The sequence below is a fragment of the Pleionea mediterranea genome (assembly GCF_003148745.1).
Classification (GTDB): Bacteria; Pseudomonadota; Gammaproteobacteria; order Enterobacterales; family Kangiellaceae; genus Pleionea; species Pleionea mediterranea.
This window is the reverse complement of sequence record NZ_QGGU01000005.1, coordinates 262,486-279,061: the sequence shown is the minus strand read 5'-3', so window position 1 is coordinate 279,061 and position 16,576 is coordinate 262,486. Positions and strand designations below refer to the sequence as shown.

General features: G+C 45.1%; 21 protein-coding genes. 18 read left to right on the top strand and 3 right to left on the bottom strand.

Annotated elements, in window-relative coordinates; translation table 11 throughout:
• Positions 1-27: 27 nt before the first annotated feature.
• The 3 genes from trhO to fusA all read right to left on the bottom strand — a co-directional run bounded on the left by trhO (position 28) and on the right by fusA (position 4,265).
• Positions 28-1,020 carry an oxygen-dependent tRNA uridine(34) hydroxylase TrhO gene (gene trhO / locus C8D97_RS08495; RefSeq protein WP_109763335.1) on the bottom strand — a complete coding sequence of 331 codons (993 nt, stop codon included), beginning with the start codon at positions 1,018-1,020 and terminating at the stop codon, positions 28-30.
• A gap of 139 nt (positions 1,021-1,159) precedes the next feature.
• Positions 1,160-2,107, bottom strand: coding sequence for an AEC family transporter (locus C8D97_RS08490; protein WP_109763334.1), 948 nt, complete (start codon positions 2,105-2,107; stop codon positions 1,160-1,162).
• A gap of 73 nt (positions 2,108-2,180) precedes the next feature.
• Complete coding sequence (fusA, locus tag C8D97_RS08485) at positions 2,181-4,265, bottom strand: elongation factor G (RefSeq protein ID WP_109763333.1); 2,085 nt, start codon at positions 4,263-4,265, stop codon at positions 2,181-2,183.
• Between the two features lie 518 nt (positions 4,266-4,783).
• Between fusA and C8D97_RS08480 the strand changes: the two genes are divergently transcribed.
• From C8D97_RS08480 to rpsH, 18 genes are all read left to right on the top strand, one after another.
• The gene (locus tag C8D97_RS08480) at positions 4,784-7,870 is read left to right on the top strand and encodes an efflux RND transporter permease subunit (protein ID WP_109763332.1); all 3,087 of its coding nucleotides are present in this window, start codon (positions 4,784-4,786) and stop codon (positions 7,868-7,870) included.
• A gap of 111 nt (positions 7,871-7,981) precedes the next feature.
• Positions 7,982-9,094, top strand: coding sequence for an efflux RND transporter periplasmic adaptor subunit (locus tag C8D97_RS08475; RefSeq protein WP_109763331.1), 1,113 nt, complete (start codon positions 7,982-7,984; stop codon positions 9,092-9,094).
• Positions 9,095-9,431: 337 nt separating this feature from the next.
• Positions 9,432-9,743 carry a 30S ribosomal protein S10 gene (gene rpsJ / locus C8D97_RS08470; RefSeq protein WP_109763379.1) on the top strand — a complete coding sequence of 104 codons (312 nt, stop codon included), beginning with the start codon at positions 9,432-9,434 and terminating at the stop codon, positions 9,741-9,743.
• 92 nt (positions 9,744-9,835) lie between these two features.
• On the top strand, positions 9,836-10,471 hold the full coding sequence (gene rplC / locus C8D97_RS08465; protein WP_109763330.1) for a 50S ribosomal protein L3: 636 nt from the start codon (positions 9,836-9,838) through the stop codon (positions 10,469-10,471).
• Positions 10,472-10,482: 11 nt separating this feature from the next.
• Positions 10,483-11,100 carry a 50S ribosomal protein L4 gene (gene rplD, locus C8D97_RS08460; RefSeq protein WP_109763329.1) on the top strand — a complete coding sequence of 206 codons (618 nt, stop codon included), beginning with the start codon at positions 10,483-10,485 and terminating at the stop codon, positions 11,098-11,100.
• Entirely contained in the window at positions 11,097-11,390 is a 294-nt protein-coding gene (gene rplW / locus C8D97_RS08455; protein ID WP_109763328.1) for a 50S ribosomal protein L23, read from the top strand. Before rplD ends, rplW begins: the two co-directional genes overlap by 4 nt.
• Before the next feature lie 18 nt (positions 11,391-11,408).
• Positions 11,409-12,236, top strand: coding sequence for a 50S ribosomal protein L2 (rplB, locus tag C8D97_RS08450; protein WP_109763327.1), 828 nt, complete (start codon positions 11,409-11,411; stop codon positions 12,234-12,236).
• Positions 12,237-12,250: 14 nt separating this feature from the next.
• Positions 12,251-12,526, top strand: coding sequence for a 30S ribosomal protein S19 (gene rpsS / locus C8D97_RS08445; protein WP_109763326.1), 276 nt, complete (start codon positions 12,251-12,253; stop codon positions 12,524-12,526).
• 12 nt (positions 12,527-12,538) lie between these two features.
• Positions 12,539-12,871 carry a 50S ribosomal protein L22 gene (gene rplV, locus C8D97_RS08440; RefSeq protein ID WP_109763325.1) on the top strand — a complete coding sequence of 111 codons (333 nt, stop codon included), beginning with the start codon at positions 12,539-12,541 and terminating at the stop codon, positions 12,869-12,871.
• A gap of 10 nt (positions 12,872-12,881) precedes the next feature.
• Positions 12,882-13,580, top strand: a complete 699-nt coding sequence (gene rpsC, locus C8D97_RS08435) for a 30S ribosomal protein S3 (RefSeq protein WP_109763324.1) — start codon at positions 12,882-12,884, stop codon at positions 13,578-13,580.
• Between the two features lie 11 nt (positions 13,581-13,591).
• Positions 13,592-14,005 carry a 50S ribosomal protein L16 gene (gene rplP / locus C8D97_RS08430; RefSeq protein ID WP_109763323.1) on the top strand — a complete coding sequence of 138 codons (414 nt, stop codon included), beginning with the start codon at positions 13,592-13,594 and terminating at the stop codon, positions 14,003-14,005.
• A complete protein-coding gene (rpmC, locus tag C8D97_RS08425) occupies positions 14,005-14,196 on the top strand; it encodes a 50S ribosomal protein L29 (protein WP_109763322.1) in 192 nt (63 codons plus the stop codon). Before rplP ends, rpmC begins: the two co-directional genes overlap by 1 nt.
• Entirely contained in the window at positions 14,196-14,456 is a 261-nt protein-coding gene (gene rpsQ / locus C8D97_RS08420) for a 30S ribosomal protein S17 (protein ID WP_109763321.1), read from the top strand. The genes rpmC and rpsQ overlap by 1 nt, the downstream gene beginning before the upstream one ends.
• A 112-nt stretch (positions 14,457-14,568) precedes the next feature.
• Entirely contained in the window at positions 14,569-14,937 is a 369-nt protein-coding gene (gene rplN / locus C8D97_RS08415) for a 50S ribosomal protein L14 (RefSeq protein WP_109763320.1), read from the top strand.
• A gap of 14 nt (positions 14,938-14,951) precedes the next feature.
• Positions 14,952-15,272: a 50S ribosomal protein L24 gene (gene rplX / locus C8D97_RS08410; protein WP_109763319.1), complete on the top strand. Its 321-nt coding sequence runs from the start codon at positions 14,952-14,954 to the stop codon at positions 15,270-15,272.
• A 20-nt stretch (positions 15,273-15,292) separates the two neighbouring features.
• Positions 15,293-15,832, top strand: coding sequence for a 50S ribosomal protein L5 (gene rplE, locus C8D97_RS08405; protein ID WP_109763318.1), 540 nt, complete (start codon positions 15,293-15,295; stop codon positions 15,830-15,832).
• 11 nt (positions 15,833-15,843) lie between these two features.
• Positions 15,844-16,149: a 30S ribosomal protein S14 gene (gene rpsN, locus C8D97_RS08400; RefSeq protein WP_109763317.1), complete on the top strand. Its 306-nt coding sequence runs from the start codon at positions 15,844-15,846 to the stop codon at positions 16,147-16,149.
• 17 nt (positions 16,150-16,166) lie between these two features.
• On the top strand, positions 16,167-16,565 hold the full coding sequence (gene rpsH / locus C8D97_RS08395; RefSeq protein WP_109763316.1) for a 30S ribosomal protein S8: 399 nt from the start codon (positions 16,167-16,169) through the stop codon (positions 16,563-16,565).
• The last annotated feature ends 11 nt before the right edge of the window (positions 16,566-16,576 follow it).

Below are 16,576 nucleotides of genomic sequence, written 5' to 3'. Positions count from 1 at the left end.
GCTGGTTATTCTGAACTCGATTAACCGTTAACCGGACTTAGCTTTTTGTGCTTCCCGTTGCGCGGCAATGCGTTCACGTTTACGCTTTTGTTTTTGCGCCAACATGGTAGCGGCTTCATTTCCTATGTGGGTTTCACCCCGCTTTTTGGCGAGTTGTATTTGCAGTTCTCTCTGAGCGTAACGTTCTTTTTGTTCTGGGGAGGTTTTATCAAAGCAGTGCGGACAACTGACGCCTTTTTCAAACAGTTCACTTTGTTTGTCTTGCTCGGTTATCGGTAAACGACAAGCATTACACTGATCATAACCGCCTTTTTCCAATTTATGATTAACGGTTACACGATCGTCAAATACAAAGCACTCACCTTGCCAGCGTGTTTGTTGCTCTGGCACTTGTTCAAGATACTTTAAGATCCCGCCTTTTAAATGGTAGACCTCATCAAACCCTTGCTGTTTTAAATAGGCGGTGGATTTTTCACAGCGGATCCCACCGGTACAAAACATGGCTACTTTTTTATGTTTTTCAGGATCAAGGTGCTCTTTTACGTATTGGGGAAATTCTCGAAAAGTTTCGGTGTGTGGGTTTACGGCGTTTTCAAAAGTTCCAACTTCCACTTCGTATTCGTTTCGAGTATCAATTAACAAAACTTCAGGATCACTGATTAAATCATTCCAGTCCTTTGCGTCAACATAGGTTCCCACTGTTTTCGCGGGATCGACGGTTTCGACTCCCATGGTGACGATTTCTTTTTTTAATTTTACTTTGGTGCGCTTAAAAGGGCTTATATCGGTATAAGATTCTTTAACTTCAATTGGATTAAGTCGGTCATCCAGTTGCAGCCAGTTGATAAAATTATCGATGCCTTCTCTTGAACTTGCGACGGTACCGTTAATGCCTTCATGGGCCAACAACAAAGTGCCAACAACATTATGCTTTAACATTTGATCGAGGATGGGTTGTTTTAAACGCTCAAAATCTTCCAGAGCAACAAATTTATAAAGTGCACAAACCACATACTGCATGGTGTTTTTCTCCTGCTTGCCGAATCGTAAGTCCGGTGCTTGGTTAATCTGTATTTTAAGGCGCGTATTATAGTTGATTAAATAATGTTCGCAATGGTTCGACTGTTATTTATCCCAAGCTCAGTTTGTCACTGATATTCTAAACCATGCCCAGTATTAACAACCATAAAGGTATGGTTAACATGGATAAGCTAGTGGTTATCAAAATGGCGGACGCCAGATACGGAGATGCTTCGGGATCTTGCGAGGCAAACATAAAGACATTGATACCTACCGGGGACGCTGACATCACAACGGCAATGGCGGTTTGTGTTGAACTTAATTCAAACCAGTAATGGCAACTGAACCAGATCATGGCTGGTAGCAGGAGCAGTTTAAAGCTACTGACCAATAGTGTCAGAGTAAACTGACCAGATACTTTATACCGAGCCAGTGTTGCACCCAATACCATAAGTGCGCATGGCAATGCAGCGTATTTTAAATAGGACATGGGTTTTATTAGCAGCTCAGGCAGTTCTAACGATAATAACTTTAAACTCAAGCCTGCGATTAAACTGATCACTATGGGACTGCGAGAGGTAATCCATAAACTGGTGGCAACCGATCGATACCAACGGCGATTACTGTTGTTCTGTGTGCTATCTGGCGCAGCGCAAAGTGTGGTTAAGGTAAACAAGAGTAAGCTATGGAACGACACAATAAAAAAAGCCGGTAATAATATTTGCTCACCAATTAAGCTCAATAAGATGGGAATACCAATAAGCACATTGTTGGAAAAAGTAGTGGCCAGACAAAGCAGTTCTGTCTTGGGGTATTGAGCTTTGAAAAAACGTCGAAAGAACAGATAACTGATAAAAAATAAACTAATAACAGGTAGGTAAAATGCCGCCAGTAAGTCAAATGAAAGTCCTGTAAGGCTGTCACTCTGGTAGATACTCAAAAATAACAGGCAGGGAATAAACACCACAAATGTCAGTTTCGATAAACCTTTAAACTGATCATCGGTGACAAAGTTTATTTTACCCAATGCAAAGCCCAGTGCGATGAGTATGAGTATTGGGCCTATTGCCAGAATAATCGTATTCATGAGTTTTATTTACCCCAAAAAAAACCCCGCAAGGCTAAGCCCGACGGGGTTATTTCAAACATTTGGAAAAGAATTATTTCTTTTCTTTACGTTCTTTAGCTTCTGCAATGACTTGCTCTGCAACAGCGTTAGGGCATGGTGCATAGTGAGCAAATTCCATTGAGAACTGACCACGGCCAGAAGTCATGGTACGTAAGTGACCGATATAACCGAACATTTCTGATAAAGGTACGTCACCTTTAATGCGAACGCCAGTTGGGCCTGCTTCCTGACCACTGATCATGCCTCGACGTCGGTTAAGATCACCGATAACATCACCAACGTGATCTTCTGGTGTAAATACGTCAACCTTCATGATTGGCTCAAGTAACTGAGGACCTGCTTTCGGGATAGACTGACGGAAAGCACCTTTAGCGGCAATTTCAAACGCAACCGCTGATGAGTCAACCGCGTGGTAAGAACCGTCAAACAAGGTTACTTTAACATCAAGTACCTGGTAACCGGCCAGAACACCTTCACCCATCATGCCTTTAAAGCCTTTTTCAATGGCTGGCCAGAATTCTTTCGGCACATTACCACCAACAACGGTAGATTCGAATTCGAAACCACTGTTTTGTTCGCCTGGCTCGATGATGTAATCGATTTTACCAAACTGACCTGAACCACCGGACTGTTTCTTGTGCGTGTAGCTGTCTTCGATGCGCTGAGTGATGGTTTCACGATAAGCTACCTGAGGTTTACCCACATCCAGTTCAACACCGTGAGTACGCTTCAAGATATCAACTTTGATATCAAGGTGAAGCTCACCCATACCTTTAAGAATAGTCTCACCAGAATCTTCATCGGTTTCAACCTGGAACGAAGGATCTTCGGCAATCATTTTGCCCAGTGCAACGCCCAGTTTTTCTGACGCAGTTTTATCACGTGGTGCAACAGCGATCGAGATAACAGGATCAGGGAATACCATCGGCTCTAGTGTACAAGGATGCGCTGGATCACAAAGTGTGTGACCGGTTTGAACATTTTTCATACCAACTATCGCAAGGATGTCACCGGCATGAGCCATGTCTAATTCAGTACGCTCATCCGCATGCATTTCTACCATACGGCCAACACGCTCGGTTTTTCCGGTAAAGCTGTTAAGAATCGTTGTGCCTTTCTTAAGAACACCAGAATAAATTCGGACAAAGGTAAGCGCGCCAAATCGGTCGTCCATTATTTTAAACGCTAACGCACGAAGAGGCTCTTCTTTAGAAACAATCGCGTGCTCACCGGTTTCGTTACCTTCTTCATCGGTTAATGGCTGTGGATCAACTTCCGTTGGAGACGGTAAGTAATCAACAACTGCGTCCAGTACATTTTGTACGCCTTTGTTTTTAAACGCCGAACCACAGAAAGTTGGGAAGAAAGTAAGATCACGGGTTCCTTTACGGATACAACGCTTGATATCTTCGATGCTTGGCTCTTCGCCTTCAAGGTATTTTTCCATTAAGTCATCGTCTTGCTCAACGGCTGTTTCGATAAGCATTTCGCGATATTCAGCGGCTTTATCAACCAGGTCCGCAGGGATGTCTGTAACTTCAAAGTTTTCTGGTAAACCTGTGTCGTCCCATATGTAAGCTTTTTGCTCAAGTACATCTACAACACCTGAAAAATCGTCTTCGATACCGATTGGCAGTGTCATGACCAGTGGGTTAGCGCCTAATACATCTTTTACCTGCTTAACAACACGGTAAAAATCAGCACCCATACGGTCTAATTTGTTTACGAAAATAATACGAGCAACTTCTGACTCATTGGCATATCGCCAGTTGGTTTCTGACTGAGGCTCAACACCACCAGAACCACAGAATACACCCACACCACCGTCAAGAACTTTCAATGAACGATATACTTCTACGGTGAAGTCAACGTGTCCAGGAGTATCGATGATGTTAAGACGGTGATCTTTCCAGAAACAGGTGGTCGCCGCAGACTGGATAGTAATACCACGCTCAGCTTCCTGTTCCATGAAATCCGTTGTGGATTCCCCGTCATGTACTTCACCGGTTTTGTGGATTTTTCCGGTCAGTTTCAATATACGCTCAGTAGTGGTGGTTTTACCCGCGTCTACGTGAGCGAAAATGCCTATGTTTCTGTAATGAGATAAATCAGCCATTGTTCTACTCTATAGTCGTTAAAAATTTTCGTTAAAATTATGTCGTCAAAAATAATTCTGAATTCGGGGCGCTTGTCGCGAAAGGCGCGCATTATACACTAGTTGAATAAGAATGTAGATTGTAATTTGCTTGAAAAGTGAACAAATTAAGAAATCCTTTGGAATCGACAGGGCTACCCTGCTACAAGAGTGCTTTAAGTTGCTTTTGAAAATATATAATAGTGATAATTATCAATAAGATAGTTATCTTCGTTATGAAATGTTCTATGATAAAGTGAAGGCGCGGATCAGAAGAAATAAATTGTAACTTTTTCAATGAGTAACCAATGAATTGATAGCGGTAAACTGAACTGTCGAAACAAGGCGTTTTTACTCTGGGCGTTGTGCACACCGACACCGGCTGCTCTTTATCCATTACCATTTTAAAATATTAACTTAAATGTTGGCTTTGAAGGTCCCTTCTAATCGCTTATAGCAAGAGGCCAGGCTAAATTAGATAACGTACAAGGACTCTCATTTTGCGATTAACACGAACCAGTTTGCAACATCCGGCAGTGGTTGCTGTATTAACAGTGTTGCTGGTATTGCTTGGCGTGATTTCAATCATTCGTTTACCCGCACAGCTTCTGCCAAACATACAAAAGCCAGTGATCACCATTATCAATGCCTGGCCCGGCGCCAGCCCAGCGGAAGTTGAATCTGAAATTACCGTTGAAGTCGAAGAGGTGTTACAGGGCACGCCCGGCATGACCGAACTGGTTGCCTGGAACTTATCTAATTTTGGTTTTATGCAGCTTGAGTTTTCCATCGAAACCGATATGACTCGTGCCATGATCGATGTGATCAGCCGGTTAAATCGGCTTAAACCGTTACCTGCCAACGCAGAAAAACCGCAAATTATGATGGGCGAATGGGGGGATGCCAACGATTCGCTGATTGAGTATTTTATTCAGCAATTACCCAATAGCCCCTACACCCGATTGGAAAACGCGGCTTACATTCGAGATGAAATAGTCCCTCAGCTGCAATCGCTCTACGGAGTGTCAAAAATAGAGTTTGATGATGGTGCTGGCGGCTTAGGAGAGCAGTTACAAATAGTCTTTGATCCCTACAAGGTAGCTGAGTTTGGTATTGATCTGGCCGAGGCGTCACAGCGCATCGGTCAGTCGGCGGATATTTCCGGTGGTTTTGTTGATGTTGGTCGACGTCAGTTTACGCTGCGTTATAAAGGGCGCTACGAAGCGGAACAATTAAACCAGCTTATTCTGGCCTGGCGAGAAGGTCAGCCACTGCGCCTGGGTGATGTGGCCAGGGTTCAAATATCGGCACCACGTGAAGACGGTTTTATTTACCAGAATGGTCATCCGGCTTTTCGATTGTCGGTTAAGAAAACCAACGACGCCAACGTGTTGAAATCCTTAGACACTATTAAACAAACAGTCACCGAACTGAACCAAAGTGTGCTTGCCGAGCGTGGCTTAAAAGCTCAGTTTTCGTTTGATCCAAGTCGTTACATCAAACGTTCCATGACATTGCTGGGTAGCAATTTGATCATTGGTATGTTGCTGGCCGTTGGTGTGCTGTGGTTATTTTTACGACAGTGGCGTGCAACCCTGCTTATTTCCATGGCTATCCCGGTGTCTCTTCTCACAACTTTTATCGTGCTTGGGCTTGCAGGCCGATCACTTAATGTGATTTCTCTGGCAGGTCTTGCATTTGCTACCGGCATGGTACTCGACGCGGCAATTGTTGTATTAGAGAACATTGTCCGGTTAAGAGAGAAAGGTGAGCAACCCATGTTCGCCAGTGAAAAAGGCTCTGAGCAGGTATGGGGCGCGCTATTGGCCTCTACGGCTACCACGGTGGCGATATTTATTCCCATTATGTTTCTGGAAGATACCGAAGGACAAATGTTTGCCGATCTGGCGCTAACTATCGCCATTGGTGTCAGCGTTTCTTTGTTGGTGGCAGTGACCCTGCTGCCAACCGGGGCGCGATTCTTGATGCGAGAGCTTCCTTCAATACCGGAGCAAAATGAAACGGTTTGGGAACGCGGCGCTAATCAGTTAATGAAATTAACCAACACCGGTGCGAAACGATGGTTCTGGATTTTGGGATTATCGCTGGGCTCAGTTACTCTTACTGTTGGGTTGTGGCCTAGTAGTAATTACTTACCACCCGTTAAACGTGACACCATTGATAGCTTTTTATTCTTTCCGCCCGGAACCAATATTCAAACCGCCAAAAAAGAAATTGCCGAAGTGATTGATGCGCGTATCCAGCCGTATATGGACGGCGAGAAATCGCCCGAAGTAAGGGATTATTTTTTCTGGTCATTTCCGGGGGGCAGTGGCGGCTGGCTGGCATTAAATGGCGCGGATGATATTGATTTGACGAAACTGCAGCAGGAAGTACAAACCAATATTATTAGCGGCATTCCGGATCTGTTCGGTTTTTCCATGCGGCGCAGTTTGTTTGGTGGCTTCAGTGACAGTAACAGTGTTGAGATGCGTTTAACCTCGTCGGATCTGGAGGCGGCAAAAAACGCAGCGATGCAGGGCATGGGCATGGTGATGTCACAAATACCGGGAGCGACAGCGAATCCAATGCCAGATCCTTTTGCGGAAGCAAGTGAGTTGCGTTTTAAACCAAACGATAAGCGACTGGCTGAAGTGGGGTGGACGCGTCAACAATTGGCCGCTGTAGTGATGTCCTTAGGACAGGGTGTTTGGCTGGGTGAATACTTTGATGGCAAGAAGCAGCTGGATATCTTTTTGAAATCAAAACGATTCGATTCGCCGCAACAAATGGCAGATATACCGGTCAAAACCCCTATGGGCGGCATAGTCCCTTTATCCGAGCTGACGACAATAGAGTCGGCTGTTGCGCCAAGTGCCATTGTCCGGTTTGACCGAAAACGAGGATACGGACTGGCCGTCAATCCCCCGGAGGGCATGTCGCTGGAAGATTTGATTAAACAACTGAAAGAGAAAATTGAGCCTGCATTAGTACAGTCGCTGCCGGAAGATGGTGCGGTTTATTACTCTGGCAGTGCAGAAGATTTGGAGCGTGCGGTTACCACACTTGGTAGCAACTTCATTATGGCCTTCGTGTTACTGGTGATGATCCTGGCGGCTTTGTTCCGCTCACTGAAAGATGCATTGATCATTGTGATTGCACTGCCTCTGGCCGCTGTCGGTGGTGTACTGGCCATTGCTATTATGAATGAAATTAATTTTCAACCTCTCGATTTACTGGGGATGATAGGGTTTATTATATTGCTGGGACTGGTGGTGAATAATGCGATTTTACTTGTGGCACAAACCCGTACTGCGCAACAGCGCGGCATGTCGGTTCACAAGGCGGTTCATCAGGCGCTTAAACTGCGGCTCAGACCCATTTTTATGAGTACCCTGACCAGCTTATTTGGCATGTTGCCATTACTATTGTTTCCCGGGGCGGGCAGTGAAATTTACCGCGGTATGGCGGCCGCGATAGTGGGCGGTATGAGTGTTTCGACAGTATTTACTCTTATTTTATTGCCTTGCTTGCTGCAATTGTTTGATGGGGCCAGTCATGCTGAAAATCCGGTACAGAGGGTGTGATGATCACTCGGATATTTGTTTAAGACTATCAGGTAATGCACCATTCGCTTTTACAACATGGTTTAATCGCAGCGCGCTAAACCATTGATACAACTTTGGAATTGATTATTTATGAAATCATCAGCACACCCTCGGTCATCGGCTGTTCGAGCTAGCTACAGCATTAAGTCAATCAAGTCGTCGTCAAAGGTTTTGGCAACCTTGTTTACACTAATGATTACTCCTGCAATGGTTAAGGCCCAAGAGCAGTCAATGCCGCCTGCACAAGTGAAAGTAGTCGCTCTGGAAAAGCGTCAGCTGGCCCCGGTATCGGAAGCAACCGGTAGCGTCATTAGTGATAAAAACAGCAAAATATCCACAGAAATTCAGGCCGCTGTGCAGTGGCTTGCGCCTGTGGGAAAAGCGGTGGCTGAGCAGGAAGTTATAGCAAAACTGGATCCTCGACTTTACGCCATTGCAGAGAAACAGGCTGAGGCGCAAGTGAAGCGTCTGAAAGCTGAATTGGCGTTTCAACAACAGGAACTAGAGCGATTAAAATCACTGATTGCTCGCGACAATGCTGCCAAGTCACTGTATCAGAAAGAGCAGGCCACCTTTAGAATGTTGCTGCAAGATTTAAAAAGTGCCGAGCTGCAACTGAGTAAAGCCAGTGGTGATCTGGCATTAACGGAAGTGAAAGCGCCTTTTGCAGGGGTTATCGTGAGTCGACTGGCACAGGTTGGTGAGTATCTGGGGGTTGGTATGCCACTGCTACAGCTGGTTGATCATAGCAATAAGGTGGTTACTATTGCGGCGCCAGTAAAGCTGTTGTCTTATTTAGCGGATGGCCTTGAGATTGAAGTGGCAGTGTACGGCGAAACAAAAAAGTTACCATTATTAACAAGGGTGCCTGTGGCTGATCCTGTCTCCAGAATGATGGAGTTGCGTCTTGATGCCAGTCATACTGATTGGCTTGTTGGTTCGCCCGCTACGGCAATGTTGCCAAAAGCAAAGCCGGAACTGTCAATCGCTGTCGATCGAGACACTCTGGTGATGAAAAATGGTCAGTGGGTGTTGTACCGGGTTACCAAGGAGAATACCGCCGAACAAATTACAGCGGATATTAAGAGCTGGTCTGGTCGATGGGCAATATTAAATAACCAACTTAATGAAGGCGATAAAGTGATTATTCGTGGTGCCGAGCGTCTTCAGCCCGGGCAATCAGTTGCGCCAGAAGCCTTTTAAGTTGCTAGTATTTGACTGCAAAAAGACAACACCGAAACAGAGTACGCAGCGTTATTCTGCCATTATCATTAATTATATTGAATTGGGTGTTGCTTAAACAAAGCACATTCCCTATAATAGCGCGCCCTCTTAGTAGGGACAGGGATGAAACGTCGATGAACACGCTGTCGCAAAGCGATAGACGCTTTAATCGATGCGCAACAGCCAAAAGCGCTGTTGCCGATGGAAAATCGAGCCTGATATGGGGTTCGAACTGGTAAAGCTGCCGTTTCTCAACAATAGGTTTGAGAGGGCGGTTTTTGACTTTTATAAATTGACTAATTGGAGTGTCTTTGCGATGGCAAAGCAGCGTATTCGAATTCGACTCAAAGCTTTCGACCACAAGTTGATTGATCAGTCTACTGCAGAAATCGTGAACACTGCGAAACGTACTGGTGCTCAGGTATGTGGACCGATTCCACTACCTACTCGAAAAGAGCGTTACACCATACTGATTTCTCCTCACGTGAATAAAGATGCACGTGACCAGTACGAAATTCGTACTCACAAACGACTGGTAGATATAGTAGAACCAACTGATAAAACCGTTGACGCATTAATGAAGCTTGATTTAGCTGCTGGTGTTGACGTTCAAATCAGCTTGTCATAACCGAAAGCCAGATATAACTGTATACCCGTTATAACTGAAAGAATCATGACTAGAGATGTTGGTTTAGCCAACATCATTTAGAGGGCCGTAACATGACAATCGGAATCGTAGGCCGCAAATGCGGAATGACCCGAGTTTTTACAGAAGGTGGAGAATCCATACCTGTAACTGTGATTGAAGTCGAAGCCAATCGCATTACTCAGGTTAAAACACAAGACTCAGATGGCTATATAGCTGTTCAGGTCACCACGGGAAGCCGAAAAGCATCGCGTGTAACAAAAGCAGCTGCTGGCCACTTTAAGAAAGCAGGCGTAGAAGCTGGACGTGGATTATGGGAATTCCGCGTAGAGTCTATTGAAGGTTTTGAGCTGGGCGGAGAAATCAAAGTTGATATCTTCGAAGAAGGCCAAAAAGTAGACGTTACCGGAACTTCAAAAGGTAAAGGCTATGCAGGTACCATCAAACGATGGAACTTCCGTGGTCAAGATGCTACTCACGGTAACTCGATCTCTCACCGTGTACCAGGATCCATTGGTCAGAACCAATCACCAGGGCGTGTTTTTAAAGGTAAAAAGATGTCAGGGCATATGGGTGCTGAGCAAGTGACAACACAAACACTAGAAGTGGTTCGTGTTGATGCAGATCGCAACATTATTTTAATCAAAGGTGCCGTACCTGGTGCCACTGGCGGCGACGTAGTTGTTCGTCCAGCAGTTAAGTTAGGCTAAGGGGAAGACGAATGGAAATTAATTTATCTGTTCCCGGCAATAACGCTAGTGGAGCTTTACAAGTTTCCGAAACTGCTTTTGGCCGCGAATTTAATGAAGCATTAGTTCATCAGGTTGTAGTCGCTTATATGGCAGCTACTCGTTCTGGTACTCGTGCTCAGAAAACTCGTAGTGAAGTAAGCGGTGGCGGTAAGAAACCTTGGCGTCAAAAAGGTACTGGCCGAGCGCGTGCTGGTACAATTCGTAGTCCTATTTGGCGTGCGGGTGGTGTTACCTTCGCAGCTAAGCCTCAGGACTACACGCAAAAAGTAAACAAGAAGATGTACCGCGGAGCAATGCAGGCCATCTTATCTGAGTTGGTTCGTCAAGAGCGCTTAGTGGTTGTTGAAGATTTTGCGGTATCTGCGCCAAAAACCAAAGAATTGGTTGGAAAGTTAAAAGAATTCGAACTGAAAGACGTACTTATCGTAACTGAAAACGTTGAAGAGAATTTATATCTTGCTTCTCGCAATGTCCATAAAGTGGATGTTCTGGATGCTCAAGGTGTGGATCCTGTCAGTCTGATTGCTTATGACAAAGTATTGATGACTGTGGCGGCAGTTAAGAAATTCGAGGAGATGCTGGGATGAACCAAGAACGTTTAGCAAAAGTGCTTTTGGCACCTCACATTTCTGAAAAAGCGACTATCAATGCCGAAAACGGTCAGTTCGTTTTTAAAGTTGCAAAAGATGCGAAGAAGCTGGAAATCAAAAAAGCTGTTGAAGCCATGTTTGAAGTAGAGGTTGAAACAGTTCGAACGCTTAACGTGAAGGGTAAAACCAAACGTGTTGGCGCGATGACTGGCCGTCGTAAGAATTGGAAAAAAGCCTACGTGTCTCTGAAAGAAGGTCAGGACATCGACTTTGTAGGCGCCGAATAAGCGAAGAGGTGAATTAAGATGGCTATTGTAAAAGCTAAACCAACTTCTGCAGGGCGTCGCTTTGTCGTTAAAGTGGTTAACCCTGATTTACACAAAGGCAAGCCACACGCCGCACTTCTGGATAAGAAGAGCAAGAAAGGTGGTCGTAACAACAACGGTCGTATTACTGTACGTCACATTGGTGGCGGACACCGTCAACACTACCGTTTAGTTGATTTTAAACGAAATAAAGATGGTATTCCGGCAACTGTTGAACGCCTGGAATACGATCCTAATCGCAGTGCAAACATCGCTCTGGTTCTTTATACCGATGGTGAGCGACGTTACATCATTGCACCTAAAGGCTTAAAAGCAGGTGATCAAGTCCAATCGGGTGATCACGCGCCTATTAAAGCCGGTAACACTTTACCAATGCGCAACATTCCTGTGGGTTCTGTTGTTCACTGTATCGAAATGAAGCCTGGTAAAGGCGCTCAAATCGCTCGCAGTGCTGGCACATACGCACAAATCGTTGCTCGTGGCACTTCATACGTAACATTACGTCTTCGCTCTGGCGAAACACGTCGTGTGTTAGGTGATTGTCGTGCAACCGTTGGTGAAGTTGGTAACGCCGAACATATGCTTCGTTCACTGGGTAAAGCCGGTGCACAACGGTGGCGTGGAGTTCGTCCTACTGTTCGAGGCGTTGCTATGAACCCAGTCGACCATCCACACGGTGGTGGTGAGGGACGTACCTCAGGTGGCCGTCATCCCGTATCTCCATGGGGTACGCCAACTAAGGGCAAGAAGACTCGTAGTAACAAACGTACCGACAGACTAATCGTCCGTCGTCGCAATAAGAAATAACAGAGGGTAGAACTGTGCCACGTTCACTTAAGAAAGGCCCATTTATCGACCTTCACTTAATGAAGAAAGTCGAAGCGGCTCTGGAATCAAATAGCAAGAAACCAATTAAGACTTGGTCTCGCCGCTCTATGGTTTCGCCAGAAATGGTCGGATTAACCATTGCGGTTCATAACGGTCGTCAGCATGTACCTGTTTTCGTTACAGAAGACATGGTAGGTCACAAGTTGGGTGAGTTTGCACCAACGCGTACCTACAAAGGTCATGTTGCTGATAAATCATCTAAGCGATAGGCGGAGGTCATCATGGAAACTCAAGCAGTTTTAAAGCATGCTCGCATCTCCCCTCAAAAAGCTCGTTTGGTCGCTGACCAAATTCGTGGTTTGCCTGTGGAAAGAGCATTACAACTTCTACAATTCAGCCCGAAAAAAGCAGCCGGTTTGATGAAGAAAATTTTGGAATCTGCCATTGCTAATGCTGAGCATAACGACGGTGCTGATATTGATGAATTAACAGTTTCAACCGTGTTCGTTGATGAAGGCCCAACACTTAAGCGTATTAAACCACGCGCCAAGGGTAGAGCTGATCGCATCTTTAAGCGTTCATGCCACATCACCGTCAAAGTCGCGGAAAAGTAGGAGATAGGTAATGGGTCAGAAAGTACATCCAACCGGCATCCGTTTAGGGATTGTGAAGCAACACAATGCAACTTGGTATGCTGAGCGTGGAGATTACGCCGACAACCTGGAAAGCGATATCGAAATTCGCAAATGGTTGAATAAAGAGCTGTCTTCGGCGTCTGTTTCTCGCATTGAAATTGAGCGACCAGCAAAAGCATTGCGCATCACTATTCATACGGCTCGACCAGGTATTGTTATTGGTAAAAAAGGTGAAGATATAGAGAAGCTTCGTAAGAAGTTATCAAATCTAACCGGTTTACCTACCCAGGTTAATATTGAGCAAGTGCGTAAACCAGAGTTAGACGGTCAGTTGGTTGCCGACAGCGTATCACAACAGCTAGAGCGTCGTGTTATGTTCCGTCGAGCAATGAAACGTGCGGTTCAAAACTCCATGCGTTTAGGTGCTGGTGGTATCAAAATTCAGGTTTCCGGCCGTTTAGGCGGAGCTGAAATTGCACGAACTGAATGGTATCGAGAAGGTCGAGTGCCTCTTCATACACTTCGTGCGAATATCGACTACGCAACATCCGAAGCTCACACTACTTACGGTGTAATTGGTGTGAAAGTATGGATCTTCAAGGGCGAAGTTTTAGGTGGTGAAGATCAGCAGACAGAAGCTGAAGCTCCGGCACCTAAAAAGAAAGGCCCCCGAGCTAAGAAGAAGTAGGGGTAGCGACCATGTTATTACCAAAAAGAACGAAGTTCCGAAAGGTTCAAAAAGGTCGCAACCGTGGTGTTGCGATCGCAGGCGGGAAAGTTAGCTTTGGTGAGTTCGGCTTAAAAGCCACTACTCGCGGACGCTTAACGTCTCGTCAAATCGAAGCAGCCCGTCGTGCTATGACTCGTCATATGAAACGTGCGGGTAAAGTATACATTAGAGTATTTCCAGACAAACCCATTACTCAGAAGCCTCTTGAAGTGCGAATGGGTAAAGGTAAAGGTAGTGTGGAATATTGGGTAGCCCAAATTCAACCCGGCCGTGTTTTGTACGAAGTTGAAGGGATATCCGAGGATCTGGCGCGTGAAGCATTCCAGTTAGCGGCTGCTAAGTTGCCAGTAAGAACCACCTTTGTAACTCGGACGGTAATGTAATGAATGCAAATGACTTACGTGAAAAAAGCGTTGATGAGCTGAATGCAGAGCTAATCGAGCTATCCAAAGAGCAGTTTAATCTGCGCATGCAGCACGCAACTGGTCAGTTGAATCAAACTCATCAACTGAAGCAAGTGCGCCGCAATATCGCGCGCGTGAAGACTGTACTTAACCAGAAGGCAGATTCGTAATGAGCGAGCAAGCAACTGTAAAGCGCACTCTTACTGGTAAAGTAGTGAGTGACAAGATGGATAAAACCATCACTGTGCTAATCGAGCGCTATGTAAAACATCCTTTATATGGGAAGTTTATGAAGCGTTCTACTAAGGTACATGCTCATGATGAGAACAATGAGTGCCAAATGGGTGATCGAGTGAGAGTGGCAGAAAGTCGTCCTATCTCAAAGTCGAAAACCTGGCAACTTGTTGAGATTGTCGAAAAAGCAAACTAATTAATGAAGTCTCAGCTAAATGCTGTGACTTGAGAATAATTTTAATGTATACTCCCGCGTCCTTTTTGCCGGACTATCGGTAATAAATGCGGGTTGAATGCGGAGATAACCGATGATCCAGATGCAATCTATGCTTGATGTTGCTGATAACAGTGGCGCTCGTCAAGTAATGTGTATAAAGGTCTTGGGAGGATCGCACCGACGTTACGCCAATATTGGTGACGTAATTAAGGTGAGCGTGAAAGAAGCGATTCCACGCGGAAAAGTTAAGAAAGGTGAAATTGTGAACGCAGTTGTCGTTCGTACCCGCAAGGGTGTTCGCCGTCCTGACGGTTCCATTATTCGTTTCGATGGTAATGCAGCGGTTCTTCTTAACACTAACTTGCAGCCGATTGGTACGCGTATTTTTGGACCAGTGACCCGTGAATTACGTGGTGACAAGTTCATGAAAATCGTATCACTGGCTCCTGAAGTTCTATAAAGGAGACTTGAGGCATGCGTAAGATCAAAAGCGGCGATGAAGTAATTGTCATCGCAGGCAAAAGTAAAGGTCAGCGAGGCAAAGTAACCAAGATTATGGCTGAAAACGATAAAGTTATCGTTGAAGGCGCAAATCTGGTGAAAAAGCATCAGCGCGCTAATCCACAAGCAGGTGTTGAAGGTGGTATCGTAGAAAAAGAAGCTCCGCTTCATATTTCTAACGTTGCAATCTTTAACTCGGCGACGGGTAAAGCTGATCGTGTTGGTATCAAGTCAGCAGAAGATGGAAAGAAAGAACGTATTTTCAAGTCTTCTGGTGAGAAGGTTGATATTTAATCTAACTTGGTGAATTAAAGATGGCGAAACTGCACGACTTATACAAAGACAATGTAGTTAAACAACTTCAAGAGAAGTTTGACTATAAATCTGTCATGCAAGTCCCACGCATTACAAAGATCACATTAAATATGGGTCTGGGTGAAGCGGTTGGTGACAAGAAAGTTATCGAACATGCAATGAGCGATATGACCGCAATCTCAGGCCAAAAGCCGGTAGTAACCCGTGCTCGAAAGTCTGTAGCAGGTTTTAAAATCCGTGAAGGATATCCCATTGGATGTAAAGTAACTTTGCGTGGCGAAAAAATGTGGGAATTTTTCGAGCGATTGATTTCTATTGCTGTTCCTCGTATTCGTGATTTCCGTGGCTTAAGCCCAAAATCATTCGACGGACGTGGTAATTACTCTCTAGGAATTAAAGAGCAAATCGTATTCCCTGAAATCGACTACGATAAAGTCGACAAGGTGCGTGGTTTAGATGTAACTATTACAACCACTGCGGAATCCAACGAAGAAGCTCGAGCGTTGTTAGACGCCTTTAACTTCCCAATTAAGAGTTAAGGACCGAGGTTATGGCTAAAGTATCAATGGTAGAGCGCGAGAAAAAACGCGCTCGCACTGTCGCGAAATATGCAAAAAAGCGCGCAGAATTGAAAGAAATTATCCGTGATCCCAAAACCAGCGATGATGAAAAGTGGGAAGCGCAGATGCAACTGCAAAAGTTGCCTCGTAATGCAAGCCCCGTTCGTCAACACAATCGTTGCCGAGTCACAGGACGTCCACATGGTTATTTACGTAAATTCGGTTTATGCCGAAACAAATTACGTGAGCATGCTATGAGCGGTGATGTTCCTGGCTTGGTTAAAGCTAGCTGGTAATCTTTGGGAGAACCGTCATGAGTTTACAAGATCCTATTGCCGATTTCTTGACCCGTTTACGTAACGGTCAAATGGCTGGCAAGAAATCAGTTTCCATGCCTTCTTCTAAGCAAAAAGTTAACGTGTGTAACGTGCTTAAAAATGAAGGTTATATTAATGACTACGCTGTATCTGAAGAAGAAGGTAACAAGCGCACTCTTTCTGTAGTATTACGTTACTACGAAGGACGCCCTGTTATCGACGAAATCAAACGCGTCAGTCGTCCGGGTTTACGCATTTATAAGAAGGTTGACGATTTACCGAAAGTTCTTGATGGCTTAGGTATTGCGATTGTGTCAACATCTAAAGGCGTAATGACCGATAGAGCTGCACGTGCTGCCGGTTTCGGCGGTGAAGTGATTTGCACCGTAAGTTAAGGAGTTGAATC